The sequence below is a fragment of the Streptomyces capitiformicae genome (assembly GCF_002214185.1).
Lineage (GTDB): Bacteria > Actinomycetota > Actinomycetes > Streptomycetales > Streptomycetaceae > Streptomyces > Streptomyces capitiformicae.
This window is the reverse complement of the sequence record NZ_CP022161.1, coordinates 7,755,804-7,779,182: the sequence shown is the minus strand read 5'-3', so window position 1 is coordinate 7,779,182 and position 23,379 is coordinate 7,755,804. Positions and strand designations below refer to the sequence as shown.

Annotated in this window: 22 protein-coding genes and 1 pseudogene; 9 read left to right on the top strand and 14 right to left on the bottom strand. The window is 71.5% G+C overall.

Annotation, left to right across the window (positions count from 1 at the left end; all coding sequences use genetic code 11):
* Positions 1 to 10: 10 nt before the first annotated feature.
* Together CES90_RS34865 and CES90_RS34860 are read right to left on the bottom strand one after the other, a co-directional pair.
* Positions 11 to 1,522: a sugar ABC transporter ATP-binding protein gene (locus tag CES90_RS34865; RefSeq protein WP_189785726.1), complete on the bottom strand. Its 1,512-nt coding sequence runs from the start codon at positions 1,520 to 1,522 to the stop codon at positions 11 to 13.
* Entirely contained in the window at positions 1,519 to 2,661 is a 1,143-nt protein-coding gene (locus CES90_RS34860) for a sugar ABC transporter substrate-binding protein (protein WP_189785725.1), read from the bottom strand. Before CES90_RS34860 ends, CES90_RS34865 begins: the two co-directional genes overlap by 4 nt.
* Positions 2,662 to 3,029: 368 nt before the next feature.
* On the opposite strand from CES90_RS34860, the gene CES90_RS34855 reads away from it, so the two are divergent.
* From CES90_RS34855 to CES90_RS34840, 4 genes are read left to right on the top strand one after another with little or no spacing between them, the layout of a single operon-like run.
* On the top strand, positions 3,030 to 4,436 hold the full coding sequence (locus CES90_RS34855) for an aromatic ring-hydroxylating oxygenase subunit alpha (protein WP_232791341.1): 1,407 nt from the start codon (positions 3,030 to 3,032) through the stop codon (positions 4,434 to 4,436).
* Positions 4,433 to 4,747 carry a 2Fe-2S iron-sulfur cluster-binding protein gene (locus tag CES90_RS34850; protein WP_189785756.1) on the top strand — a complete coding sequence of 105 codons (315 nt, stop codon included), beginning with the start codon at positions 4,433 to 4,435 and terminating at the stop codon, positions 4,745 to 4,747. The genes CES90_RS34855 and CES90_RS34850 overlap by 4 nt, the downstream gene beginning before the upstream one ends.
* A gap of 6 nt (positions 4,748 to 4,753) precedes the next feature.
* Positions 4,754 to 4,969: a transposase gene (locus CES90_RS34845; RefSeq protein ID WP_189785723.1), complete on the top strand. Its 216-nt coding sequence runs from the start codon at positions 4,754 to 4,756 to the stop codon at positions 4,967 to 4,969.
* Positions 4,970 to 4,973: 4 nt separating this feature from the next.
* A complete protein-coding gene (locus CES90_RS34840) occupies positions 4,974 to 6,005 on the top strand; it encodes an NADP-dependent oxidoreductase (protein WP_189785722.1) in 1,032 nt (343 codons plus the stop codon).
* Between the two features lie 44 nt (positions 6,006 to 6,049).
* On the opposite strand, the gene CES90_RS34835 is transcribed toward CES90_RS34840, so the two are convergent.
* From CES90_RS34835 to CES90_RS34820, 4 genes are all read right to left on the bottom strand, one after another.
* Positions 6,050 to 6,364 (bottom strand): putative quinol monooxygenase, encoded by a 315-nt coding sequence (locus tag CES90_RS34835; RefSeq protein WP_189785721.1) that lies wholly within the window; start codon positions 6,362 to 6,364, stop codon positions 6,050 to 6,052.
* 79 nt (positions 6,365 to 6,443) lie between these two features.
* The gene (locus CES90_RS34830) at positions 6,444 to 8,180 is read right to left on the bottom strand and encodes a PEP-utilizing enzyme (RefSeq protein ID WP_189785720.1); all 1,737 of its coding nucleotides are present in this window, start codon (positions 8,178 to 8,180) and stop codon (positions 6,444 to 6,446) included.
* 52 nt (positions 8,181 to 8,232) lie between these two features.
* On the bottom strand, positions 8,233 to 9,024 hold the full coding sequence (locus CES90_RS34825; RefSeq protein WP_189785719.1) for an SDR family NAD(P)-dependent oxidoreductase: 792 nt from the start codon (positions 9,022 to 9,024) through the stop codon (positions 8,233 to 8,235).
* A 29-nt stretch (positions 9,025 to 9,053) separates the two neighbouring features.
* Positions 9,054 to 10,220 (bottom strand): aromatic ring-hydroxylating oxygenase subunit alpha, encoded by a 1,167-nt coding sequence (locus CES90_RS34820; RefSeq protein ID WP_229914147.1) that lies wholly within the window; start codon positions 10,218 to 10,220, stop codon positions 9,054 to 9,056.
* A gap of 305 nt (positions 10,221 to 10,525) precedes the next feature.
* On the opposite strand from CES90_RS34820, the gene CES90_RS34815 reads away from it, so the two are divergent.
* The 4 genes from CES90_RS34815 (at position 10,526) to CES90_RS34800 (ending at position 14,478) form a co-directional block, all read left to right on the top strand.
* Entirely contained in the window at positions 10,526 to 10,972 is a 447-nt protein-coding gene (locus tag CES90_RS34815) for a VOC family protein (RefSeq protein WP_229914143.1), read from the top strand.
* Between the two features lie 103 nt (positions 10,973 to 11,075).
* Positions 11,076 to 12,080 carry a thiamine pyrophosphate-dependent dehydrogenase E1 component subunit alpha gene (locus CES90_RS34810; RefSeq protein WP_229914142.1) on the top strand — a complete coding sequence of 335 codons (1,005 nt, stop codon included), beginning with the start codon at positions 11,076 to 11,078 and terminating at the stop codon, positions 12,078 to 12,080.
* Between the two features lie 5 nt (positions 12,081 to 12,085).
* Positions 12,086 to 13,096 (top strand): alpha-ketoacid dehydrogenase subunit beta, encoded by a 1,011-nt coding sequence (locus tag CES90_RS34805; protein WP_189785716.1) that lies wholly within the window; start codon positions 12,086 to 12,088, stop codon positions 13,094 to 13,096.
* Positions 13,097 to 13,101: 5 nt separating this feature from the next.
* Complete coding sequence (locus CES90_RS34800; protein WP_189785715.1) at positions 13,102 to 14,478, top strand: 2-oxo acid dehydrogenase subunit E2; 1,377 nt, start codon at positions 13,102 to 13,104, stop codon at positions 14,476 to 14,478.
* A gap of 43 nt (positions 14,479 to 14,521) precedes the next feature.
* On the opposite strand, the gene CES90_RS34795 is transcribed toward CES90_RS34800, so the two are convergent.
* Entirely contained in the window at positions 14,522 to 15,127 is a 606-nt protein-coding gene (locus tag CES90_RS34795; protein WP_189785714.1) for a TetR/AcrR family transcriptional regulator, read from the bottom strand.
* A gap of 145 nt (positions 15,128 to 15,272) precedes the next feature.
* Here CES90_RS34795 and CES90_RS34790 point away from each other — a divergent pair, with 145 nt between their 5' ends.
* Positions 15,273 to 15,935 (top strand): TetR/AcrR family transcriptional regulator, encoded by a 663-nt coding sequence (locus tag CES90_RS34790; RefSeq protein ID WP_189785713.1) that lies wholly within the window; start codon positions 15,273 to 15,275, stop codon positions 15,933 to 15,935.
* Positions 15,936 to 16,000: 65 nt separating this feature from the next.
* Here CES90_RS34790 and CES90_RS51395 read toward each other — a convergent pair.
* The 7 genes and pseudogenes from CES90_RS51395 to CES90_RS34760 all read right to left on the bottom strand — a co-directional run.
* Positions 16,001 to 16,405, bottom strand: a pseudogene (locus tag CES90_RS51395) (SDR family NAD(P)-dependent oxidoreductase); the annotation flags it as partial.
* Positions 16,402 to 17,556: a thiolase family protein gene (locus CES90_RS34785; RefSeq protein ID WP_189785712.1), complete on the bottom strand. Its 1,155-nt coding sequence runs from the start codon at positions 17,554 to 17,556 to the stop codon at positions 16,402 to 16,404. The gene CES90_RS34785 and the pseudogene CES90_RS51395, both read right to left, overlap by 4 nt.
* Positions 17,553 to 18,014: a Zn-ribbon domain-containing OB-fold protein gene (locus CES90_RS34780; RefSeq protein WP_189785711.1), complete on the bottom strand. Its 462-nt coding sequence runs from the start codon at positions 18,012 to 18,014 to the stop codon at positions 17,553 to 17,555. The genes CES90_RS34785 and CES90_RS34780 overlap by 4 nt, the downstream gene beginning before the upstream one ends.
* A gap of 21 nt (positions 18,015 to 18,035) precedes the next feature.
* On the bottom strand, positions 18,036 to 19,214 hold the full coding sequence (locus tag CES90_RS34775) for an acyl-CoA dehydrogenase family protein (RefSeq protein WP_189785710.1): 1,179 nt from the start codon (positions 19,212 to 19,214) through the stop codon (positions 18,036 to 18,038).
* Positions 19,211 to 21,796 carry a putative PEP-binding protein gene (locus CES90_RS34770; RefSeq protein ID WP_189785709.1) on the bottom strand — a complete coding sequence of 862 codons (2,586 nt, stop codon included), beginning with the start codon at positions 21,794 to 21,796 and terminating at the stop codon, positions 19,211 to 19,213. Before CES90_RS34770 ends, CES90_RS34775 begins: the two co-directional genes overlap by 4 nt.
* Positions 21,793 to 22,425 carry a hypothetical protein gene (locus tag CES90_RS34765; RefSeq protein ID WP_229914141.1) on the bottom strand — a complete coding sequence of 211 codons (633 nt, stop codon included), beginning with the start codon at positions 22,423 to 22,425 and terminating at the stop codon, positions 21,793 to 21,795. Before CES90_RS34765 ends, CES90_RS34770 begins: the two co-directional genes overlap by 4 nt.
* Before the next feature lie 94 nt (positions 22,426 to 22,519).
* Complete coding sequence (locus tag CES90_RS34760) at positions 22,520 to 23,356, bottom strand: enoyl-CoA hydratase/isomerase family protein (RefSeq protein WP_189785708.1); 837 nt, start codon at positions 23,354 to 23,356, stop codon at positions 22,520 to 22,522.
* Positions 23,357 to 23,379 lie beyond the last annotated feature (23 nt).

Genomic DNA, 23,379 nt, shown 5'->3' with positions numbered 1-23,379 from the left:
AGGGCTCATGTCACTCGGTTCCTTCCATGGCGTGCACGAGTGCGGACTCGGTGACTTCCCGGCCGCTGATCTCCCGCGCGATCCGGCCGTCCCTGACCACCAGGACGCGGGTGCACAGCGCGAGCAGGTCCTGCGTGTCGGAGGAGGACACGATGACGCCCATGCCCTCACCGGCCTGACGCTCTATCAGGTCGTACAGCTGCAGACGGGTGGTGATGTCCACTCCCGCCGTGGGTTCGCACATTGCCAGCACCGGAGGGTGCTGGGCCAGACAGCGGGCCATGACGACCTTCTGCTGGTTGCCGCCGCTCAGCGTGGTGATCCGCGCCCGGCGTCCGGCCGTTCGGACGCCGACCCGCCGGATCCAGTCGTCTGCCAGGGCGGACTCGCGGCGTCGGCGCAGCCGCCCGGAACGGGCGCGCAGCCGGTCCAGCAGGGGGAGAGTGAGGTTCTCGCCGACCGAGAAGTCGCCGATCACCCCCTCGCCCGCCCGGTCGGCGGGGACCAGGGGAAGGCCCAGGCCGTCGGCGTCACGCGCCTCGGTCCACCGCTCGGAGTGTTCCGGCAGCCGCAGCCTGCCGCTCACCGGCCCGGCATGGGCCCCGCACACCGCGTACGGCACGATCTCGTGGCCGGAGCCGACCAGCCCGGTGATGCCCAGGCGCTCGCCCCTGGCCAGATCGAAGCCGACTCCCCGTAGTGGCCCGGCCCACAGGTCGCGGACCTCCAGCACGGGGGCGGCGGGACCGGAAGGGGGCGCGGGACGGTGGTCGGTGTCCATCTCCTCGCCCGCCATCAGTTCCGCCAGCGAACGCGGAGTGAGCTCGGCGACCGGGCGCGTGGCGATCCGGCGTCCGCCGCGGATCACGGTGACCCGGTCGGCGAGCGCGAAGATCTCGTCCATCCGGTGCGAGACGTACAGGACGGAGGCGCCGGCGTCGCGGACCTCCCGCACGATGTCGAACAGGCGGGCCACCTCACCGGGCGGCAGTACGGCGGTGGGCTCGTCGAGCACCAGGACACCGCGACGGCCCTCCCAGCCCTGCAGGGCGGCGGCGATGGCCACCACCGTGCGCTGGACGGGGGTCGCCGTCGCCAGGGGCCGGCGCACGTCGATGCCGAGGCCGAACCGTTCGACGAGGGCGCTCGTCCGCCGCTCCATCTCCGGCCAGCGGATGTTGCCGAAGGCCGTGCGGGCGAAGCCATGGCTGAGCGCGAGGTTGTCGATGGCGCTCAACTCGCCCACCAGCCCCAGCTCCTGGTGGACGAAGCGGAGACGGTCGTGCCGGGAAGCGGTGACATGGCCCAGGTCGAAGGGCTCGCCGTCGAGTTCGGCCACCGCTCCCGGCTCCGCGTGGTGGTAACCGGCGAGGATCTTGATGAGCGTGGACTTGCCGGAGCCGTTGGGCCCGATCAGGGCGTGGATCTCGCCCGGCGAGACCTCCAGGTCGACGTCCTTGAGCGCCTGGGTGCCGCCGAATCTCTTGGACAGGGCGGCCACCCGTAGGACCGCCCCGGTCAACTCAGGCCCCACAGCGCCTTGAACTGCGCCTGGTAGTCCTCGACGATCGGGAAGTCGCCGTCGGCCGAGGGCAGGTTGTCCTTGGTGACGAGCATGTTGGGGAGTGCGGCCTTCTGGTCCACGTCCATGGGCTGGCCGGTGAAGTGCCGGGCCAGCGCGTCGGCCTGGAGCCAGGCCGTCTCGTGGGAGTTCAGCGCCATCGCGCCGTCGGTGAGACCGCTCTGGATGTACTGGTAGTTCTGCGCGTCACCGACGTTGACGACGATGCGCTTGCCGGTGATGCCGGCGGTCTTCAGCGCGGCCGGCACACCCACGTTGAGCAGACCCAGGGAGAAGACGACATGGGTCACCTTCGGGTGCGACCGGAGGTACGACACCACGCGGTCCGGCATGTCCTTGCCCACCGCGGTGATCGGCACGTCCACCTGGTCCAGCGCGCAACCGTCGCACCATTCCTCGTACTTGGCCGCGAAGGAGTCCTTGACCGGCTTCAGGATCGTGTAGGCGGGCAGATCGAAGTAGACGGTGTTCGCCTTGGCGCCGCTGTTCGACACCACCCATGAGGCGAGCATCTGGCCCTGGACGCCGACGTCGTCGGGCCCGTTCTTGAGCAGGGAGATGCCGTCGCCCAGCAGGTCGTCGGCGTTCGACTGGATGACGGGGATGTCGGCGGCCTTCAGCTGGGCCAGCTGCTTGGCGTAGACGGCGCGTGGGAAACCGGAGGCGACGACGGCGTCCGGCTTGTCGCGTAGGGCCTGCTCGTAGGCGGCCTGGACGGACTCCGGGGTGCCCTGGGTGGCGATCTGCTTCACCTGCCAGCCGAGTTCCTCGGCGGCCTCGGTGAAGAAGTCGGCGAGGTCCTTGCAGGACTGGACGCCGCAGAGGATGAAGTCGATCTTCTTGCCCTTGGGGATCGCCCTGCCGACGGGCTGGGTCACGGAGATCGTGGCCGGGCGCTCGGAGTACTTCGCCAGGGCCGCGCGGGCCGCCGTCAGGCCGGGGGAGCCGGGTGCCGCCGCCTGCGTCGAGTCGGCGGCCGGAGTGGTGCCGGTGCCGCACGCCGCCAGGGCGAGCAGGGAGGCGACGGGGACGGTCGTGGTGAGGGCGCGGCGGACCGCGCGACGGGGTCTGGAACTCATCGTTGAGTACTCCCGTGGTGTGACGCCTGTGCTGCCGCGCCCCGCGTCGCTGCCGCGTCCGCAGGGGTCGGCTCCAGTCAGGCGGATCGATTCCGTGTCGCCCCGGGGCGAACATGCCGCAGGGCTGGGGCCAGGACGGGCAGAGATCGTCCCGGAACAGAGAAACTTATGAGGAACTACAGCCTCAAGTGGCTCGGAGTGTGACACGCCCCAGGGGGCTTGGGGAGGGGGTGCCGTAAGAAATTCCGGGATCACTGGGGAATTGCAGGTAACCGTGGAGGGGGCGGGCTTGTTCGTCGGCGTGAGTGTTGCTCCCAGCTGCAACAGCTAACTACACTCTCTCTAAAGTTTCTGCCGGAGGAGAGATGATGGACGAAACGTCGGAGCCGGCCACTGCGCGGTGCCCCGGGCCCAGCGTCCAGGACTACCTCGACCAAGACAGCCGCCCCGTTCCCCCCGCCCTGAGGTACGAGCACAACGACTACCTCGGCAGCGAGGACATCGACACCGCCCGCTTCACCTCCCGCGAGTGGGCCGAACGGGAGATGCGGCAGGTCTGGCGGCGCGTCTGGCAGTTCGCCTGCCTGGAGAGCGAGATTCCCGAGGTCGGCGACCACGAGGTGTACGAGATCGGCGACGACTCCCTCATCGTCGTCCGCACGGCCCCCGACGAGATCCGCGCCTTCGTCAACGTCTGCCTGCACCGCGGACGCAAACTGCGCACGGGCGGCGGCAACGTCAGCGAGTTCCGCTGCTCGTTCCACGGGTTCACCTGGAACCTCGACGGCACGATGCAGACCCCGCCCTGCGCCTGGGACTTCCCGCACGTCACCCCGGAGAAGTTCGCCCTCCCCGAGGCCCAGGTGGCCACCTGGCGCGGCTTCGTCTTCATCAACATGGACCCGTACGCCGAGTCCTTCGACAGCTACCGCGGCACCTTCGACGACTACTACATCTGGCCGCTGGAGAACCGCTACAAGTCGCTGCACATCGGCAAGGTGCTGCCCTGCAACTGGAAGATCGCCCAGGACGCGTTCATCGAGTCCTTCCATGTGATCGCCACACACCCGCAGATGCTGCCGTGGCTCGCCGACGCCAACTCGCAGTACGACGTCATGGCGGACCAGCCGAACTGGAACCGGATGATCAACATCCAGGGCGCGCCCAGCCCGCACGTGGCGGACTCCGTCACGGAGGAGGACGTCCTGGAGACCTTCTACGACTCGCGCGCCTTCTATGCCGCCGCCCAGGGCCGTGACCTGGTGAGGCAGGAGGGTGACGAACTGCCGGCGATCCCTCCCGGCGGCACCGCCCGCCAGGTCCTCGCCGAGCGGATGCGCGCGCAACTGGCGGCCACCTCGCAGCAGGACTTCTCGGAGACCCCCGACACCGAACTGCTGGACGCCATCAACTACTTGCTGTTCCCCAATTTCAACCCCTGGGGCGGCGCCAAGTCGAACATCATCTACCGGTTCCGTCCCCACGGCCTCGACCCCGACTCCTGCACCGCCGAGATCATCTTCATGTCGTCCCCGAAGCAGCCCGGCGAGATGCCGCCCCCGGCGAGGATCCGCTGGGTGCCCGAGGACATGCTCTTCGCCGACATCCCCGAACTCGGTGTGCTCGGACCCGTCTTCGACCAGGACTGCGAGAACCTGCCCTACGTCCAACAGGGCCTGAAGGCCATGCGCAAGCCGGGCATCACCCTGGCCAACTACCAGGAGAGCCGCATCCGCCACTTCAACCGAACCCTCGACCAGTGGATGGACAAGTGACCCACCGGGTGTCGGTCAGACCCTCCGGCGTCGAGCTCGAAGTCCTCGACGGCGAGGACCTGTTCACCGCCGCCCAGCGACTCGGCTACCGCTGGCCCACCGTCTGCGGTGGCAAGGGCACCTGCCGCACCTGCTTCGTCCGGGTCGAAGAGGGCGCCGAGAACTGTTCCCCCGTGGGCCCGCTGGAGCGCGAGGGCATCGAGTCCTTGCGCAGGCCGGTGGACGGCTCGACCCGGCTCGCCTGCCGGCTCCGGGTCGAGGGCCCGGTGACCGTGACCAAGAGCGGCGTGCGCCGCCGAGTGCAGGAGTGAGGCCCCATGTCCAAGCAAGTGATCCACCCACTGACCGGGCATGTGTACCGGCTCACCGAGGACGGCCTGGTCGAGGTGACCGACCCCAGGACAGGGGCACGGGGCGTCTTCGACTTCCAGGCCCGGTGGCAGTCGGGCGAACTGCGCCACGCCGACCTCCAGATGGCCGGCTGGGTCGGCCGACTCGCCCAGCGCCGCAGCAGCCGACAGCCGGAGGAGTGACCCGGTGACGCCCCGCACCACCCGGGTGGTCTGTCTGGTGCGCAGGCCGGACGGAGAACCGCTCCCCGGTGACTTCGCCGTCGAGGAACGCCCGCTGCCGCCCCTCGGGGAGGGACAGCTCCTCGTGCGCAACCTTTACATGAGCGTCGACCCCTCCATGCGCGGGCGTCTGGAGAGCACCGAGAAGCACTACACACACAACTTCACCCCGGGCTCGCCGCTCGACGGCCGTGCCCTCGGTGTCGTGGAGGAGAGCCGGTGTGCCCAGGTGCCGCCGGGCACGTACGTACGCCATCAGCTCGGCTGGCGGGAGCGGGCCGTGCTCGACGTGGCGGACACCGACGGCGCCGGTCGCATCGACCCCGGGCTCGCCCCGCTGCCCACCTGGCTGGGCCTGCTCGGTCAGACCGGGTTCACCGCGTACGTGGGCCTGACCCGAATCGCGCAACTGCGTCCGGGCGACACCGTCCTGGTGTCGGCGGCGGCCGGCGCCGTCGGCAGTGCCGCCGGCCAGTTCGCGCGCCTGCTGGGTGCGGACCGCGTCATCGGGACCGCCGGAGGGCCGGACAAGTGCGCCCTGCTGGTGAAGGAGTTCGGCTACGACGCGGCCGCCGACTACCGTGCCGAGCCGGTGCGCGACGCGCTGGCCCGGCTGGCCCCCGAGGGCGTCGACGTGTACTTCGACAACGTCGGCGGTGAGCAGCTCGCCGCCGCGCTGCACGCGCTGCGCACCGGTGGCCGGGTCGCCCTGTGCGGCATGATGTCGCAGTTCGGCGGCGACCGACGGCCCGCGGACATCAACCAGTTGATCCAGGCGGTCCTCAAGCGGCTGACCCTGCGCGGTTTCATCGTCCGTGACCACGACGACCTGCGGCCGGAATTCGAGCAGCGGGTCGCGGGCTGGCTCGCCGAGGGCCGGATCACCGCGCGCGAGACGGTCGTGGACGGCCTGGAGAACGCCGCCGGGGCGCTACTGTCCCTGCTCGGTGGCGGCAACGTCGGCAAGATGCTGGTCCGGCTGGACGATTCCCACTGAACGCCAGGAACGGCTTGAACCGGCGCCCCCGCGGGGGCGCCGGTTCAACGCATGGGGCGTGACTCGGCGATCGTATGGGCCGTCAGGCGGACCCCGACCCGGGTCAGCCCGGCCACGGCCGTCCGGAAGTCCTTGATGTGCTCGGTGGTGAAGTGCTCGTCGAGTGCCTGCCGGGACGTCCAGTGCTCGTACACCCGGATGCGCCGCTCGTCGGTGGGGTCGGCGGTCATGGCGTAGTCCAGGCAGCCGGGTTCCTCCTCGCGGGTCCGCCTGCCCAGCTCGACCAGGGCCGCCAGCATCGTGCCGCGGTCGCCGGCTTCGTAGTCCATCCAGCCGGCGACGATGATCTCCTCAGCCACGGGTTTCCTTTCGCGGTGGTCGGTCGTGCCCGAGGGCCCGCCGCTCCGGTGCAGTCGGAGCGACGGGCCCACGGTGTCCTCAGCTGCCGATCGGCGCGGGGACACTGTCCACGGTGACCGTGCCCGCGTTGCCGTCGACCGTGATCACCATGCCGTCCCGGAGCCGTCGCGTCCCGCCCTCGACGGAGATCACGGCCGGGATGCCCAGCTCACGGCAGACCACCACGGCGTGGCTGTTGAGCGCGCCCACGTCCACGACGGCCGCTCCGGCGACCAGGAACAGCGGGGTCCAGGCCGCGTCCGTGATCGGCGCGACCAGCACCTCGCCGGGCTCCAGCGCCTCGCACGAGGCCGGATCGGTGACCACCCGCACCCTTCCGGTGTACGTGCCGTGGCTGCCACCCACCCCACCGAGCACATCACCCTCGACGGCCGCCGGGGTCCGCTCCTCGGCGCGGCGCGGCCAGCTGTCGATCTCGGTCTGCGCGTCGTCGGCGACGAAGAACGGCGGTTCCAACTCGTGCAGGCCCGCGTACTCCTCGAGCCGCCGCGCGATCACGGGACCGAAGGACTCCGGGGCGGCGACATAGTCGTCGAGTTCGGTGTCCAGGAGCATCATCACGTCCTCGGGCCGGGCGAAGAGCCCCGCCTCGACGCCACGGCGACCCAGCTCCCGTACGGCCATGCGGATCTCGTTGACGACGGTGACGCAGTTCGCCTTGGTGCGCTCGCGGGCCGGGATCCACACCTGCGAGGCGTGCATGCCGGCGTCGAACATGGGCTGCGTGTCCTCGGGCAGCAGGGCCCGGATCTCCCGCGCCGTCCGCTCACGCCCCTCCGCCAGCCGAGCCCGTCGGGCGGCCGGGGAATCGTCGTCGGGACTGTGCCGGATCCGGTCGACCAGGGCCAGCGCCTGGACGGGTGCCGCCTCCCAGGACAGCGCGTGGATGTCCCACTCGTTGGGGCCGCGGTCGCCGGACTCTGCCAGGAACTCCTCGAAGGAGTCACGGAACGCCTTCACGTCCCCGGTCGCCCCGTCGAGCGCCTGCTCCACCGCGGCCGGACCCCGGTCGAACAGCGCGCTCAGCTCGGCCGAGGCCGCCACCTGGCGGGAGAGCGTCCACAGCCCGGTCGAGGGGGAGGCGGAGTCGACGTCGCCGAGACCGCCGATCAGGTCGAGCATGGCGCCGGGGCGGTCCACGCTCGCGCACAGCGGGCCGAGGATCGCCGGTCCGACGGACGCGGGCAGCGACGACTCGACGTGCCGCTGGAAGGTCGTCTCCACCTCGTCCAGCAACGACCGTGCGTGCGCCACCAGTTCGGCGTCGGACAGCCGCGTCAGGTCGGGTCGAGAGCGGCGCAGGGCGCGCAGCCGTTCCCGGTCGGCGTCGGCCTCCGGGAAGCCGGCCTGGCCGAGCATCCGCTGCAGCGTCGCGCCCGCCTTGGCGGTCAGCTCCTCGTCGTGGTCGTCCGGGTGCGCGACGTACACCGGCGTGTCGGAGCGCTGACCGACGAAGGCCGTGTCGATCTGGTCCGCCGTCTGGCCCATGCGGATGCCGAACAGCCGCATGTGGGACAGGTTGAGGTAGAAGTGGCCGCCGAACATGCCGACGAACGGCGGTCGGGGGCCGGCCACCTCCTCCTCGCGGTAGATGCCGAACCCGACGAATCCGCGACGCCAGCCCATGAGGCCCCGCCCCCAGACCAGGGTCCAGCCCAGCGGGCTGGCGGGGTCCGGCAGGGTCTCGCCCGCGTTGGCCCGGGTGTAGTGCGGCAGCCGCTCACTGCGCTGCCAGTCCGTGATCCAGCTCTTCATGACCGAGGTCTCCCGCTGTCCGTACCCGTGCCTGCCCCTGCCCGTCCCGCGCCTACCACTGTGCCGTTCCACCGTCGACGCTGATCAGCGTGCCGGTGATACCCGCCCCGGCCTCGCTCGCGAGCAGCGAGGCGACCGCCGCGACCTGCTCCACGGTGGTGATCTTCTTGGTGGCGGCATGCTCGGCGAACCGGCCCAGCCACTGCTCGTACGAGATGCCCTCGGCCTCGGCCGCGGCGGGACCCGCGGCCCGCATGAGGTCGGTGTCGACGGCACCGGGGCAGATGGCGTTGCAGGTGATGCCCTGGGTGCCGTACTCGAAGGCGGTCGCCTTGGTCAGACCGTGGATGGCGTGCTTGTTGGTGATGTAGTGGCTGATCGCGGGCTTGTTGGCCTGCTTGCCCTCCACCGACGAGATGTTGATGATGCGGCCCCAGCCGCCCTCCAGCATCTTCGGCAGTGCCCGGCGGGTGCCGTAGAAGTAGCCGTTGACGTTCAGCCTGAGGGCGTCGTGCCAGGCCTCGTCGCTGAGCTGGTGGATCGGGGCGAAGCCGGAGCTGCCGCCCACGTTGTTGACCCAGATGTCGAGCCTGCCGAAGCGCTCGGCGGCGAAGTCGGCGAGGCCCTCGATGTCCTCCTGGCTGTTGGCGTCGCAGGGGTGGAAGACGGCCCGGTCCCCGGCGCCCATCTCCTCCAGGGCCTGCTTGCCCTTGACCTCGCTGCGGCCGCTGACGACGACCGTGGCGCCGTCGGCCAGGAAGGCCTCGGCGATGGCGCGGCCGATGCTGCGCGTGCTGCCCGTGATCACCGCGACACGTCCGTCGAGGCTGCCCGTAGCCACCATGGTGTTCTCCCGCGAGTGTTGTTGGTATGTCACCTGGCGGCTCTGGGGGCTGCTGTGGCGCCACTGTCCAGGTGTCGGTGAATGGTGCGGTGGAAGTGCTGGAGCCCGGGCTCGTTGCGTCCGAAGACGAAGTCGGTCCCGTCGAGGGCCTTCAGACCCTGCTGGACTCCGTAGGTGGTCGCGTAGTCCTCGTCGCGGACCACCTCGTGGAACCATGCGCCGAACCGGTCGGCGGCCCGGCGCTCTTCCTCGGTGACCGCCGGTTCCCGCAGCAGGATGATCTGCTGGGTCACCGACTCGGTCGCCGTCCGGGGAAGCACTAGGGAGACGGCGATCTTCTGGCGCCAGCCGCCGGCTATCGCGAGGCCCGGGAAGAGCCAGTAGATCGGCCCGACACAGTCCCCGGGGTCGCGCTGGTCCACAGGCAGCTCGGCCGCCCGCGCGATGGGGCGCAGGGCCGGTGCGATGCGCTGGTGGGGGCCCCATGTGTCATGGGCCATCATGTTCGAGAGGTTCGTCTCGAACACCGTCTTCGGGTGCAGCGAGGCGAAGTGGTACGTCTCCAGGTACCCGTCGAGGGTGACCTTCCAGTTGGGACTGGTCAGCTCGCCGGTGGAGTAGTGGTGGCACTCCGCCAGCCGGAGGCCCTCCAGCAGGGGCTGCAGATCGCCCAGCCAGCCGTCCAGGTCGGGCTCGGCCGCCGGGTCCAGCGAGACGAAGACGATCCCCGCGCGCTCCCCGGCCGGGAGCCTGATGAGGCCGCGGCCTTCGCGCGGAACCTCGCCGAAGGTCTTCTCGGCGTACACGCCCCGCAGCTCCCCGGCCAGGTCGTACGACCAGGAGTGGTACGGGCAGGTGAGCCGCCTCGACACTCCGCAGCCGGGTTCGAGGAGCTTGGCTCCCCGGTGCCGACAAGCGTTGATCATCGCGTGCACGGTGCCCTGTCGGTCACGGGTGATCAGCACGGGGACGCCGAGCACGTCGATCGCCTTGTAGGTGTTCGGCCCGGGCAGCTCGCAGGACATGGCGAGCGGCAAGGGGACGCTGCGGTGGACGGCGTCCATCTCGCGCTGCCAGCGGTCGGCGTCGAGGTAGTTGGCCACGGGTTCCGTCCACTGGCCGTCCGCCTCGTGCGTCGTGTTGTCGCGGTAGTGCGCCATCACACGCTCGACGAGTTCGGCGGCCTCTCGACGCATCGTCACGGACGCGGCGTCGGTGGACCGGTCCTGGCTGATCCACGACGAGTATTCGGGGGCCGAGGGGGCCGAGGGGGCCGAGGGGGCCGAGGCCGGCGACCTGCGCTCGGCGTCTGCTTCCCGAATCTCCGGCGAACTGGTCTGGACCACGATGTCCTCACAATCCTCCCAGCCGCGAGCCGGTGACCGGCTTCGGAACGCGACAGCTGGGCTGTGTCCGAAACGACAACAGGACTTAGTGTGGTCTGTCAATAGAAAGTGGCGAAGTTGCCGCTCGGGGTCCCGTGGGGGTGGGAGTGATGGTCATGACGCGGCCGTTCGAGGTGGGTCTGGTGGTGCGGGACCTGGAACTGATGGAGCGCTTCTACTGCGACGTGATCGGCTGTCGCGCCGAGCGTCGCTCAGGCATACCGGAGTCCATCGGGGGTCCGGCCGGGCTCGGCGGCGAGTTGACCGTCGTCTGGCTGCGGGTGCCCTCGGGGGGGTGCGTCAAGCTGCTCCTTCCCCGGTCGGCCCCTGTGTCGGTATATGCGCCGCCCTTGCCGGCCGGGCGTCCGGGGCTGTCGTATCTCACCTTCCATCTCGAGGATATGGACCCGGTGGTGGCGGCGCTCTCGTCCGTGGGTGCCCGGCCTCTGTCGGACCCGGTCGTCGTCCGGGCGCGCGGTCGGCGGATCAGCTTCTGGGCGGATCCCGAGGGTAACGCCGTGGAGTTGGTGGACATGCGGGGCCACGATCCGGGCGAGAGGTAGTAATTAGAGACGCTGTTCAGTAAGGTGCCCAGTGCTAGTTACTGTAGACCGGCATAAGTAAGTCCGATTGCTTGGCAACCTCCCTCGGGCGAAGGGGCGGACGATGGCTCAACGAGCATCAACGGCGTCGAAGAAATCCGCGCAGGTCAGCACGCAGGTCATCAAGGACCTGCACGAGCGCATGGTGCGCATCCGGCTCTTCGAGACCGAGGCGGGAAAGCTCATGGAGGCGGGCAAACTGCCCGGCTTCCTCCACCTCTATGTCGGCCAGGAAGCCGTGGCCGCCGGAGTGATGGCGGCCCTGCGCGACGACGACCAGATCACCTCCACCCACCGCGGCCACGGGCATGCCGTGGCCAAGGGCGTCGGCTTCCGCGAGATGTACGCCGAGCTGTACGGCCGGGTCACCGGCGCATGCCTCGGCCGTGGCGGGAGCATGCACATCAACGACCTCACCCGGGGCATGCTCGGCGCCAACGGCATCGTCGGGGCGGGCGTCCCGATCGCCGTGGGCGCCGCCTTCGCCGCCCGGTACAAGGGCGAGGACAGCGTCGCCGTGACCTTCTTCGGCGACGGCGCCACCAACATCGGCACCTTCCACGAGGGCGCCAACATGGCCGCGATCCTCGGCCTGCCCGTGGTCTTCGTCTGCGAGAACAACGGCTACGCCGAGTTCACCCCGCAGTCCGGGCACATGCTCCTCACCGACGTCGCCGACCGGGCCGCCGCCTACGGCATGCCCAGCGTGATCGTCGACGGCATGGACGCGGTCGCCGTCCACCGCGCCGCGACCGAGGCCGTCGCACGGGCCCGGTCCGGCGCGGGTCCGATGATGATCGAGGCCAAGACCTACCGCTACTTCGACCACCAGGGCGTCAAGGGTCTGCGTCATCCCTACCGCTCGGACGAGGAGGTCGCCGAGTGGAGAGCCCGCGACCCCATCGACCTGATCGAGGCCCGGGCGGTCGCCGACGGCACCGCGACGCGTGCGGAGCTGGACGACGTATGGCGGCGCACGCGCGACGAGATCGCCCAGGCCATCGCGTACGCCGAGGCCAGCCCGCTGCCCGACCCCGCCGACCTGCTGCTCAACGTCTACTCGGGATGACCGCCATGACCACCACCGAAGCACCGGCCGTCGCCACGCGGAAACTCACCTACGTCAAGGCCTTCAACGAGGGGCTCGCGCAGGCCATGCGCGAGGACGAGAACGTCTTCGTCGCCGGCGAGGACGTCGCCGGATACGGCGGCGTGTTCCGTATGTTCGACAATCTGCTCGACGAGTTCGGCCCCCGCCGCATGATCGACACCCCGATCTCCGAAGCCGCCCTGGTCGGCCTCGGCGTGGGAGCCGCCGCCCGGGGGCTGCGCCCCGTCGTCGACCTGATGTTCATGGACTTCATCGGCGTCTGCCTCGACCAGATCGTCAACCAGGCCGCCAAGATGAAGTACATGTTCGGCGGCGCGCTGTCCGTGCCGCTCACCATCACCACCGCCTCCGGCGCGGGCCTGGGCGCCGCCGCCCAGCACAGCCAGAGCCTGGAGGCCTGGCTGGCCCACGTGCCCGGCCTCAAGGTGGTGATGCCCTGCGACGCGTACACCGCCAAGGGCCTGACCGTCTCGGCCATCCGGGACGACAACCCGGTCGTCGTGATGCTCAACAAGGTCCTGCTCGGCAGCACGAGCGAGGTGCCCGAGGAGATCTACGGCATCCCGCTGGGCCGGGCGCACACCGCCCGGCAGGGCTCCGACGTCACGGTGATAGCCCTCGGCCGCATGGTGGGAGAAGCCCTCGCGGCGGCCGACGAACTCGCGGCCGAGGGCGTGGAGATCGAAGTGATCGACCCCCGCACCGTGCAGCCGCTGGACACCGAGACGATGTTCGCCTCCGTCCGCCGCACCAACCGCGTGCTCGTGGTGCACGAGGCCGTCACCTTCGGCGGGCTCGGCGCGGAGATCGCCGCACAGATCCAGGACGCCGCCTTCGACTACTTGGACGCGCCGGTCCTGCGCATCGGCGCCCCCTTCTCCCCGGTGCCCTTCTCGCCGGTCCTGGAGAAGGCGTACGTGCCCGATCGCGCCCGCATCGCCCAGGGCTGCCGGCGCCTCCTCGAAAGGTCGTGACCGACATGGCGGTCGAGGTTCTGCTGCCGAAGATCGGCCTGACCATGCAGGAAGGCACGATCGACGAATGGCTGGTGCCCACCGGCGCGGCCGTCGCGGAGGGCGACGCACTGCTGCGGCTGGCCACGGACAAGGTCGACGTGGACGTCGAGGCGGAGGCCGGGGGACTTTTCCACCCCGTGGTCCCAGCGGGCGCCACCGTCCCGGCCGGGGCCCTCATCGGCTGGCTGCTGGCCGAGGGCGAGCAGCCACCGGAGGCGGCGGGTGCGCCGACGCCCGGCGCGGACACGGCCGCCGTGGCTGCCCTCAGCGGTGCCGGTGTGGCCCCCGGCGCCGCCGGAGCTGCTGCGGCGCCCACCGTCAACGGCACCGGGGACCGGCTTCTGTCCTCGCCGAACGCCCGGCGGGTCGCCGCGGCCGCCGACGTCGACCTCACCGCCGTACACGGCACGGGGCCGGGCGGCCGGATCGTCTCCGAGGACGTGGAGGACTTCCTCGCGGCCCTCCCCGGCGACCCCGCCACGCCCGCTCCGCCGAGCGGCACCCCCTCCTCGCCACTGGTCCGCAAGCTGGCGAAGGAGCGGGGCATCGACCTCTCCGGCGTGAACGGCACCGGACCCGGCGGACGTATCCGCCGGTCCGACCTCGACGCGGTCGCTCCGCCGCCTCTTCGCCGGGACGCGGCCCCTCAGCCCGGCGACATCCTCCCGCTCACCGGAATGCGCGGCACCATCGCCCGCAGGATGCACGCCAGCCTCCAGGAGATGGCACAGCTGACGCACGGCTACGAGGTGCGGATGGACGCCGTGGTGTCCCTGCGGGACCGGCTCAAGGAGGAGTGGGCCGACAGCGAACTGCCGGTGCCCAGCATCAACGACTTCCTGCTGAGGGCCGCCGCCCTGGCCCTGCGCGAGCACCCGCTGCTCAACGCGACGGTGCGGGAGGACGGTATCCATCTGCTCGACGGCATCCACCTGGGCTTCGCGGTGGCCGTCCCGGGCGGCCTCATGGTCCCCGTGATCGAGGACGCGGTGGCGCTGGCGCTGCCCGAGATCGCCCGCCGGTCGAGGTCCCTGGCCCAGGCCGCGCGGGAGGGGCGGATCTCCCCCGCACAGCTGGAAGGGGCCACCTTCACCGTCACCTCGCTCGGTGGATACGGCGTCGACTTCTTCACCCCCGTGATCAACCCCGGCAATGTCGCGATCCTCGGGGTGGGCAGGCTCAGGGACGGTGTCGAGTGGGTGGACGACCGGCCCCTGCGGACGCGGGTGCTCACCCTGAGCCTCACCTTCGACCACCGTGCCATCGACGGGGCACCCGCCGCCGAATATCTGCGCACGGTCGGTGAGTTGCTGCGCAAGCCTCTCCGCCTGCTCGTGTGATCCGAGGTCAGAGGTCAGAGGCCACAGGCCACAGGCCACAGGCCTATCTGGCCGGGTCGGCGATCCGCTCCGCGAGATCGCCGACCTCGCGGACGAAGAAGCGGTGTCCCAGCGACCGGTAGACGTCGTCGCCCCGGACCTGCGAGATCGCCGCGGTCTCCAGCAGCGCCAGCAGGCCCAGGCCGATCACCGCCGCCTCCGCCTCGGAGACGGACTCGCGGGCCTTGCGGATCAGCCGCACCAGCTCGTTCAGCAACTCCGTTCGGCTCTCCTGACGCAGCGTTTCCGCTTCCTGGCTCATGCCGGCCGACGACACGAAGAACACGGTGGCGGCGGACCGGTGTTCGCCCAGCCAGGCCAGCAGTGCGGTGACCGCCGCCCCCACGTCCGAGCCGGGGGCATGGGCCTTGGTGAGCGCCTCCAACTGTTCGCGCAGCGCGGCGGCGAACGCCCGCATCGCTTCCGCCAGGACCTGGTCCTTGGAGGAGAAGTGGTAGTACACCGCCGCCGAGGTCATCTCCGCACGAGCGGCGATGTCGGCCACCGTCACCTCGTCCGGCGGCTGGGTGGCGAACAACTCCGTGGCCGCCTCGACCACCCACTGCTTGCGCGACGGACGGTGAGCGGCGCGGGTTCCGGATGTCGTCATGGTGTCAAGTATGCCGTGACCTCGGTGCTCCCGAGGCGCACGGACAACGGGAATTATGCGGAAGGGTGATCGGAGTTACTGGATAGAATCATCAGTACCCGGGGCGCAGGAAGCGCGGGGTTCACGGCAGCGGGCAGGGAGCATCATGGCCACCACGAAGAACGGCAAGCAGCCCGCCCACCGACCCTCGAGGCGGCAGCACATCATCACCGCCGCCGTGCGGGTGTTCGGCCGCAACGGATTCGCGGAGACCAGCATTCAGGACATCGCGGACGAGGCCCAGGTGGTCCCCACGGCCGTCTACTACCACTTCGACGGCAAGGAGGAGCTGCTCGAACTCGCCATGCGCCGAGTCTTCGACCAGCTGAACGCGGTCGTCGAGGCGGCCCGGCCGGCCTCCGAGCCAGGTGATTCGGAGGCCCTGGTCCGGGTCATCGACGCCGTGTGGGACTGGGTGGAGCGGAACCCGGACGAGGCCCGTCTGTACCAGGTCCAGGTCGCCTCCGCGAGCGGCAACGTCAAGGTGCTGCGGGACGAGTTCGAACAGCGCCACATCCAGCGCGGCTACGACTATCTGCCCGAGGGCACCACACGCAGCCCCAGGGCGGCGAAGGCCCGGCACGCGGCACAGGCGCTCGCGGTCCGCACACTGATCAGTACGACCATGCTCGTCACCGCACTGCGGGCGGAGGGGGGACCGCTCTCCCAGCTGCCCTCCCGGTCCGTACTGGAGGCGGTCAGGGCGCTGGCGCTGCGCATCGTCGCCGCCGAGCAGAAGCCGGCGGACCAGGCCGGCTCACGCACCTGAGGCGGGTCACCAGGGCAGGGGTCCGCGGTCGGCGAACGCGGGGCGGACAGGCCACCCATACCGCTGAGGGTCCAGCCGGGGGCGGCGGCGTCGACCAGGACTCCCGTGCCGGCCAACTCGGCCGCGAGCATCCGGGTCAGGGCGGTGAGCGCCGTCCTGGAGAGCCGGTAGGCGGGGTGCCGACCGGAGTCCACCAGCGCCGGCGAACCGTACGAGCTGGTGACGTTCACGCCCCGGCCGTAGCCGGCTTCCACCATGCCCCGGACGACGGCTTCCGTCACACGCCAGGCGCTGGTGAGGTGGGTGTCCAATGTGGCGCGCAGGATGCCCTCGTCGAGGTACGGGGGCCGCAGCTCCGCGTCCAACGACACACCCGCGTTGTTCACCAGGACGTCGACCCCGCAGTCCTGGTCGGGGCGCGAGTATCGGCGGCCGCACCGTGCCGCATGGCCTGCCCCCCCGCCTCTCACACCGTCAGGACCGAGCACGCGCTGATCCCGGGCGCCCCGTACACATGGGTGAAGCCCACCCGGGGGGCGCCGGGCACCTGCACACCGGGCGCCCGGCCCTGCAACTGCCGTACGACCTCGTGGAACTGACGCAGCCCCGAGGCGCCGACGGGCTCCCCGCCGGCCAGACAGCCGCCGTCGGTGTTGACCGGTATCCGGCCCGCCGGATCGGTGGCCCCGGCCGCCAGCAGCTCCTCCTGCTCGCCATGGCCGCACAGCCCGGTCTCCGCCAGGTGGATCAGCTCCGAGCCGCTGTCGGTGTCCTGCAACTGGGCGACCTGTACGTCAGCGGGCCGCACCCCCGCCGTGCGGAAGGCCGCCTCCGCGGCGTCGACGCTGGGGCTGTGGTGCGGTCCCGGCGGCAGCCAGGGCGAGAACACCTCGAACGAACCGAACCGCCGGGTCCGGAAGGCCAGCGACGCGAGCCTGACCGGCCGTTCGCACAGATCGAACGCACGGTCGCCGAGTGCGAGCACCAGCGCCGCCGCGCCCTGTCCGGGCGAACAGAACATGTACTGGGTGAGCGGGGGACTGACCTCGGCGGAGTCCAGGATCTCCCGCTCCGTCAGCGGCCTGCGGCGCCAGGCCAGGGGGTGGTGCGAGCCGTTGCGGAAGGCTCGTGCGGCGACCATCGCCAGCGCCCGCTCCGAGACCCCGTGCTCGTACAGGTACCGCTGGGTCTTCAGCGCGAAGAACTGGGTCGTGAGCATCATGCCGGTCTCGGCGTACCAGTCGCCCAGGCCGTAGCGGGCCGCGGAGACGTGGAACGCGCCCCGCTCGTGCTTGTCGAACCCCACCGCCAGTCCCAGAGAGGCCTCGCCCGCGCGCAGCGCGTTGGCCACCGCGAGCACGGTGGACGCACCGGTCGCGCAGCCGTTCTGCACGTTGACGAACGGCACTCCGGTGAGGCCCAGCCGGCCCACCAACGTGTCGGGCTTGCCGGACACGTCGGAGCCGCCGGCCGCGTAGCCGATGTCCGCCCAGGCGACGCCGGCGTCGGCCAGCGCCTCCCGTACCGCATGCTCGGCCATGTCCATTCCGGTGACGCTCTCGTCGCGGCCGAAGGGATGCATCCCGCATCCGACCACGTACACGTCGTCGCGCCCGCTCATCGCTCCCCGTCCCGCTCCGGGCGGAACGCGAAGGTCACCACCTCGGTTCCGTCCTCGTCCCGGTACGCGGGCACCGTGGTGAGCCGGACCGGCAGACCGATCCGGATCTCCTCGCGGGGCACCGCCAGCCGCGCTTCGACCAGTACCTCACCGAGGTCCACATAGCCGACGTGGTAGGGCCGGTGGCCGCCGGACGGCGCCCGGTACGGCGGCTTCGGCGGGAACGCCTGGAGCGTCCACGACCACACGCGCCCGCTCACCGGCAGCACCCGCACCGACATCACCCCGTCCGGACACCTGGGGCACGAGTCCTGCCGGGGGAAGACGACGGTGCCGCAGTCAGAGCAGCGTGCGCCCACGAGACGCGGTGGATACTCGCCGTCGAACTCCTGGTTCTCCAGGTTCTCCAGGTTCTTCCGGTTCTCGAACAACGACTCGTCGATGAGTCTGGTGGTCACGTTCCGTCCCTCCTTTCCACGTCACCAGCCCAGCAGCCCGGCCAGCCGTTCCCGATGGTGTGCGGCGCCGCCCAGCAGCACCGCGTCGGACTGGGCGCGCCGGAAGTACAGGTGCGCGTCGTGCTCCCAGGTGAAGCCCATCCCGCCGTGGAACTGCACACACTCGGCGGCGACGGAGACGAACGCCTCGCCGCACCACGCCTGTGCCACCGCCGCCGCCTCGGCCAGCGCCTTGGGCGAGCCGTCCGCCCGGACCGCGCGCACCACGGCCGACCGTGCGGCCTCGACCTGGAGCAGCATGTCGGCGCAGGCGTGCTTGACCGCCTGGAAGCCGCCGATCGCCCTACCGAACTGGGTACGGTCGCGCACATGGGCCACCGTCATGTCCAAGGCGGCCTGCGCTCCGCCCAGTTGCTCGGCGGCCAGGGCCACCAGGGCCACGTCCAGGGCGCGGGAGACGATGTCCGCCCCCTCGCCGCCGACGGTCAGCGGCCGGGCCCGGGCACCGGAGAAGGTGACCACCGCCTGGCCCCGGCTGAGGTCCAGGGTGGGCACCCGGCGCACCGTGACTCCCGGCTCACGGGGGTCGGCCAGGAAAAGGTCGACGCCATCGGTGCCGGCCGCGGCCACCACCAGCGCCTCGGCGTCGGCGCCGTCGAGGACGAACGGCGCCGTGCCGTTCAGCAGGGGGACGCTGCCCTGCCAGGAGGCGGCCACCGGCACGGCGTCGGCCCGCCACGTCCCGTCGGGCGCGGCCACCGCCAAGGCATGCACGGCGCCCCCGGCCAGGTCGGCCAGCGCCTCGCCGGCACCACCGCAGCCGGCCGGCGCCTTGCCGGCACCACCGCAGCCGGCCGGCGCCTTGCCGGCATCACCGCAGCCGGCCAGCACCTGCCCGGCCAGCACGGTGGAGGACAGCAGCGGTACCGGTGCCAGTGTCCTGCCCAACTCCTCGCAGACGGCGGCGATCTCGGCGAGGCCGCCGATGCCTCCCGTCGATTCGGGCAGGCCGAGGGCCGCGAGGCCGACCTGCCGGCCGAGGGTGCCCCACAAGTCGGCGTCGATGCCGGGGGCCTCCTCGGACAGCCGGCGCACCGCGGCGGTGCCGCCGGAGTCCGCGCACACCGAGCGAACGGTCTCGCGCAGCTCCTCCAACTCGGTGTCCGTCAGGGCCGTGCCGTCGGTCATGGTGCTCGTCATCGTGCGCTCCCGCTCTCGTCACGCCGTTCCCGCAGGGCACTGTGCGCGGCCGCCATCCGGGCCACCGGCACGCGGTGCGCGGAACACGAGACGTAGTCGAGGCCGAGGTCGTCGCAGAACGCGATCGACTCCGGATCCCCACCGTGCTCACCACACACGCCCAGCTTGATATCGGGCCGCACGCCCCGTGCCCGCTCGGCCGCCAGGCGGACCAGGGCGCCCACCCCGTGCGGGTCGAGCCGGGCGAACGGGCTGGCGGTCAGGAACCCGCGTTCCTGGTACGAGGCGAGCACCTGCCGTTCGACGTCGTCCCGGGAGAAGCCGTAGGTGAGCTGCGTGAGGTCGTTGGTGCCGAAGGAGAAGAACTCGGCATGCTCGGCGAGTTCGCCGGCCAGCAGCGCGGCCCGCGGGGTCTCGATCATCGTGCCGAGCCGGTACGGGACCTCCACCCCGGTGCGGGCGGCGACGGCGTCGGCGGCACCGCGTACGTACGCGGCCGCGGCTGCCAGTTCCTCCGGCAGGCTGACCAGCGGGATCATCACCTCCAGCTCCGGACGGACTCCGGTGGCGGCGACATCGGCCCAGGCGGTGAAGAGCGCCTCGGCCTGCGCCGGGTAGAGCCTCTCGTGCAGCAGCGCCAGCCGCACACCGCGCAGCCCGAGCATCGGGTTCGCCTCGTGCAGCGCGGCCGCCCGCTGCTCCTCAGCCGCGTCCATGGCATGCCCGGGGGCGGGCAGGAACTCGTGCAGCGGGGCATCCAACAGGCGCACGGTCACCGGGCGGTTCCCGACCGCGGCCAGCAGCGCGTGGAAGTCCTCGTGCTGGGCGCGCTCCAGCGCCAGCAGCGCCTCGTCGCGGGCGGTCTGGTCGGCCGCCAGGAGCACCCGGCGGATCAGCGGCAGCCGCTCGCCGAGGAACTGGTGTTCCGTACGGCACAGCCCGACACCCTCCGCGCCCAGGGCCAGGGCCGTGTCCACCTCGGCGGCGGTGTCGGCGTTGACCCGCACGCCCAGCCGGCGCACGCCGTCCGCCCACTCCAACAAGGTGGACAGTTCGGGTGGCGGTCCGGCCACACTGACGCTCAGCGTCCCCGCGTACACGGCGCCGGTACGGCCGTCCAGCGAGACCGGGTCGCCTTCACGCACCACCCGCTCCCCGAAGCGGACCGTCCCGGCGGCCAGGTCCACGCGCAGCCCCTCGGCGCCGCACACCGCGGGCTTGCCGGCGCCTCGCGCCACCACGGCGGCATGCGAGGCGATACCGCCACTGCCGGTCAGCACGGCGGCGGAGGCCAGCATCCCGGGGACGTCCGCCGGGGTCGTCTCGGCGGCCACGAGCACGACCCGGGTGCCGTCCGCGGCCAGTTCGAGGGCACGTTCACTGGACAGCACGACCGCTCCGGTCGCCGCCCCCGGGGACGCGGGCAGCCCCTTCGCCAGGAGCTCCTCCCCACCGGTCAGCCGTAGTTGGGGGTGCAGCAGTTCCTGCACCTGCGCGGGCGTGACCCGCCTTACGGCCTCCTCGCGGCCGAGCGCCCCGTCCCGGCCCAGGTCCGCGGCCAGACACACCGACGCCCGTAGCGGCGGGCGGGCCTGCGCCGAGGCGGCGAGCAGGGAGATCTCGTCGTCGCGCACCTCGAAGTCGACCGACACCGGCGCGCGCAGATGCCGCTCCAGGGTGAGCAGGGAGTGCTCAAGGAGCGCGGTGCCACCCGCGAGTTGTTCCAGCGGCTCACCGGTGTGCGGCGGCGGAGCGCTGCGGCGCACCCCCCGGAAGAAGGAGCCCTGGGGAGAGAGGCGCCCGGTCTCAGGGTCGCGGCTGACCGCCGTGCCGTAGCCCGAGTGGTCCGCCGGGCCGATACGCAGGCCCTGCACATGCAGGGCGACGGCCAGGTCGGCGGGGAGCCGCTGGGCTCGGCGGGACCTTCTGGCACGCGGCGAGTCCCACCGGGCGAGGAGGGCACGGGCGGCCAGCGCGAGCTGCTGCGCAGGGTCGTCGGGGAAGGGCCGGGAGCCGTGTTCCCCCGTGAGGGACAGCAGCACCTCCACCCGTGCCCGCGGCACGGGCGTGTCCAGGAGGGCGTCGTCGAGCACCGCGCCGGGCACGTCGAGGGCGTACTCGGCGATCACGCGTACGGTGGTGGCCCACACCTCGTACAGCGCGTCCCCCCGCCCGATGAGGGCGCACAGGTCGTCGGCACGGGCCGGAGTGACGCCGAGACAGGCCAGGTCGGGCGGCAGTCCGGCGATCTCGGTCGGCGCGCTCGCCGACAGGCGCAGCAGCAGCGGCCGGGCCGCGTCCCCGATGCGCCGCCCCGAGAGCTGTTCGACCAGGGCCACGGCGGCTTCGGCGGTATCGGGATCGCACAGCGAGGCGGCGGCGCCGGCGGGCACGGTGAGCCCCGGCACGACCGGCAGGCCGAGGGCTACCAGCCGGTCCATCGCCGCGCCGTGCGCGCCGAGTTCGTCGGCGTCGAGGCCCCGGGTCCGTCCCTGCCCGTAGGGCACCAGGATCCGGCTGTGGGTTCCGGAGGGCGCCCCGGACTGTGCGAGCGGGCCCGCCTCGCGGGAGGTGACGCTCAACCCCGGCTCCTGGTGACCAGTTCCTCTTCGCGGGCCTCGTCCTCGGCCCTGCTGATTCCCAGCACGAGCAGCAGCTCCTGGTGCAGCCGCATCCACACGGTGTGGTACGAGTCGCACAGCGGCGAGGCCAGCCACGCCGGCGCGCCGTCGTCGAAGCGGTCGAGGGCCTCCTCCAGGGCCGTCAGGTACCGTCCGCTGCCCGCGAGTACCCGGTCCAGCCTGCGCAGGACGGGCTGGATGGCCTCGTGCACGTCTTCGAGCGACTCGCGCACCTCGGCGTCGTAGGCGTCGTCGGAGTGGTCGTTGGCGGTGCCGTCGGGGCGGCACTGCCATGCCGTGCAGACGTCGCGGATCTTGCGGTTGACCGGCAGGAACGCCTCGTACGCCGCGGTGATCTGCTGCTCCTGGGCAGAGCCCTTGGGAACCCGCAGGATCTGCGCGGCGGCGGTCTTGGCGCGCTCGGTCGGCAGTACCACCGGCCCCTTCACCATCGCCAGCCCGGCGTCGACCAGCGGACGGTGCTCGGACTCCGGCCGGCCGCGCCACATACCACGCAGAACGAGGTCGACGACGGCTTCGGTGAGGGGTTCGTCGGATGCGTCCGGAAGGTCCACGGCAGCAGATTGCATCGCCACACCTTTTCCCCGGTTCTGTGGTGACCGGTTCCTCGGTTCTGTGTTGCCCGGAGGTTACGCCCCGGCGGGACCGTTAGTGAAGAGGAACTCAAGAAACACTTTCCGATTCCATGGTCTCGGCCCGGCGGTCGCCCGCCTTCGGGCGGCCTCCCGCGGCGAGGAACGACGCCATGCGGTCCTGTGCCTCCCGGCCGTCCGCCAGGGCGGCGATCAGCCGCGCCTCTTCGGTGAGGTGGCGGCGTAGTTCCTCACCGCCGCCGGCGCGCAGCAGGGCCTTCGCGGCGTGCAGCGCGTCACCGGCGCCGGCGGCCAGATCGGCCGCGGTCCGATGCGCCGTGTCGTCCAGTTCCTTCTCGTCCACCGACCGGGAGACCAGGCCCCACCGTTCGGCGTCGTCGCCGGTCAGGACCCGATTGGTCAGAATCAGGTCCGCCGCCCTTCGGGGGCCCACCAGGCGTGGCAGGAACCATGAGGCCCCGCAGTCCGGCGTGAGCCCGACCGCCGTGTATGCCAGCCGGAACCGTGCGGACCGGGCCGCCAGGACGATGTCCCCCACCAGGGCGAGGCCGATTCCGCCGCCCGCGGCCGCGCCGCGCACGGCGGTCACCAGCGGTACCGGCAGTTCGTGCAGGGCCTGTATCGCGGCGTGCGCGGCACTCGCCACGGCGTGCACGTAGCTGCCGGTCTCCGCGCCGCGGCCGGCGAATGCGCGCAGGTCACCGCCCACGCAGAAGCTGCCGCCCGTCGATCGCAGCAGGACCGCGCCGCCCGGGTCCGCGGCCACCTCGACGGCCCTGTCCCGCAGCGCCTCGGCCGTCCTCAGATCAAGGGCGTTGCCCCGACCGGGATCGTCCAGCCTCAGCTCCACGACTCCGTCGGGGTGGTGGACGATCCGGACCGGCTCGGTGGTCACGGGCAGGCTCATGGTGTTTCTCCTGTCGTCTTCCC

Bases quoted from the DNA above. Each gene is read 5' to 3' on its own strand.
- CES90_RS34855 (WP_232791341.1), top strand. From the start codon at position 3,030: ATGGACGAAACGTCGGAGCCGGCCACTGCGCGGTGCCCCGGGCCCAGC.
- CES90_RS34820 (WP_229914147.1), bottom strand. From the start codon at position 10,220: ATGCGTCGAGAGGCCGCCGAACTCGTCGAGCGTGTGATGGCGCACTAC.
- CES90_RS34815 (WP_229914143.1), top strand. From the start codon at position 10,526: ATGACGCGGCCGTTCGAGGTGGGTCTGGTGGTGCGGGACCTGGAACTG.
- CES90_RS34775 (WP_189785710.1), bottom strand. From the start codon at position 19,214: ATGACGAGCACCATGACCGACGGCACGGCCCTGACGGACACCGAGTTG.
- CES90_RS34785 (WP_189785712.1), bottom strand. From the start codon at position 17,556: ATGAGCGGGCGCGACGACGTGTACGTGGTCGGATGCGGGATGCATCCC.
- CES90_RS34795 (WP_189785714.1), bottom strand. From the start codon at position 15,127: ATGACGACATCCGGAACCCGCGCCGCTCACCGTCCGTCGCGCAAGCAG.
- CES90_RS34800 (WP_189785715.1), top strand. From the start codon at position 13,102: ATGGCGGTCGAGGTTCTGCTGCCGAAGATCGGCCTGACCATGCAGGAA.
- CES90_RS34805 (WP_189785716.1), top strand. From the start codon at position 12,086: ATGACCACCACCGAAGCACCGGCCGTCGCCACGCGGAAACTCACCTAC.
- CES90_RS34845 (WP_189785723.1), top strand. From the start codon at position 4,754: ATGTCCAAGCAAGTGATCCACCCACTGACCGGGCATGTGTACCGGCTC.
- CES90_RS34810 (WP_229914142.1), top strand. From the start codon at position 11,076: ATGGCTCAACGAGCATCAACGGCGTCGAAGAAATCCGCGCAGGTCAGC.
- CES90_RS34860 (WP_189785725.1), bottom strand. From the start codon at position 2,661: ATGAGTTCCAGACCCCGTCGCGCGGTCCGCCGCGCCCTCACCACGACC.
- CES90_RS34825 (WP_189785719.1), bottom strand. From the start codon at position 9,024: ATGGTGGCTACGGGCAGCCTCGACGGACGTGTCGCGGTGATCACGGGC.
- CES90_RS34790 (WP_189785713.1), top strand. From the start codon at position 15,273: ATGGCCACCACGAAGAACGGCAAGCAGCCCGCCCACCGACCCTCGAGG.
- CES90_RS34765 (WP_229914141.1), bottom strand. From the start codon at position 22,425: ATGCAATCTGCTGCCGTGGACCTTCCGGACGCATCCGACGAACCCCTC.
- CES90_RS34760 (WP_189785708.1), bottom strand. From the start codon at position 23,356: ATGAGCCTGCCCGTGACCACCGAGCCGGTCCGGATCGTCCACCACCCC.
- CES90_RS34830 (WP_189785720.1), bottom strand. From the start codon at position 8,180: ATGAAGAGCTGGATCACGGACTGGCAGCGCAGTGAGCGGCTGCCGCAC.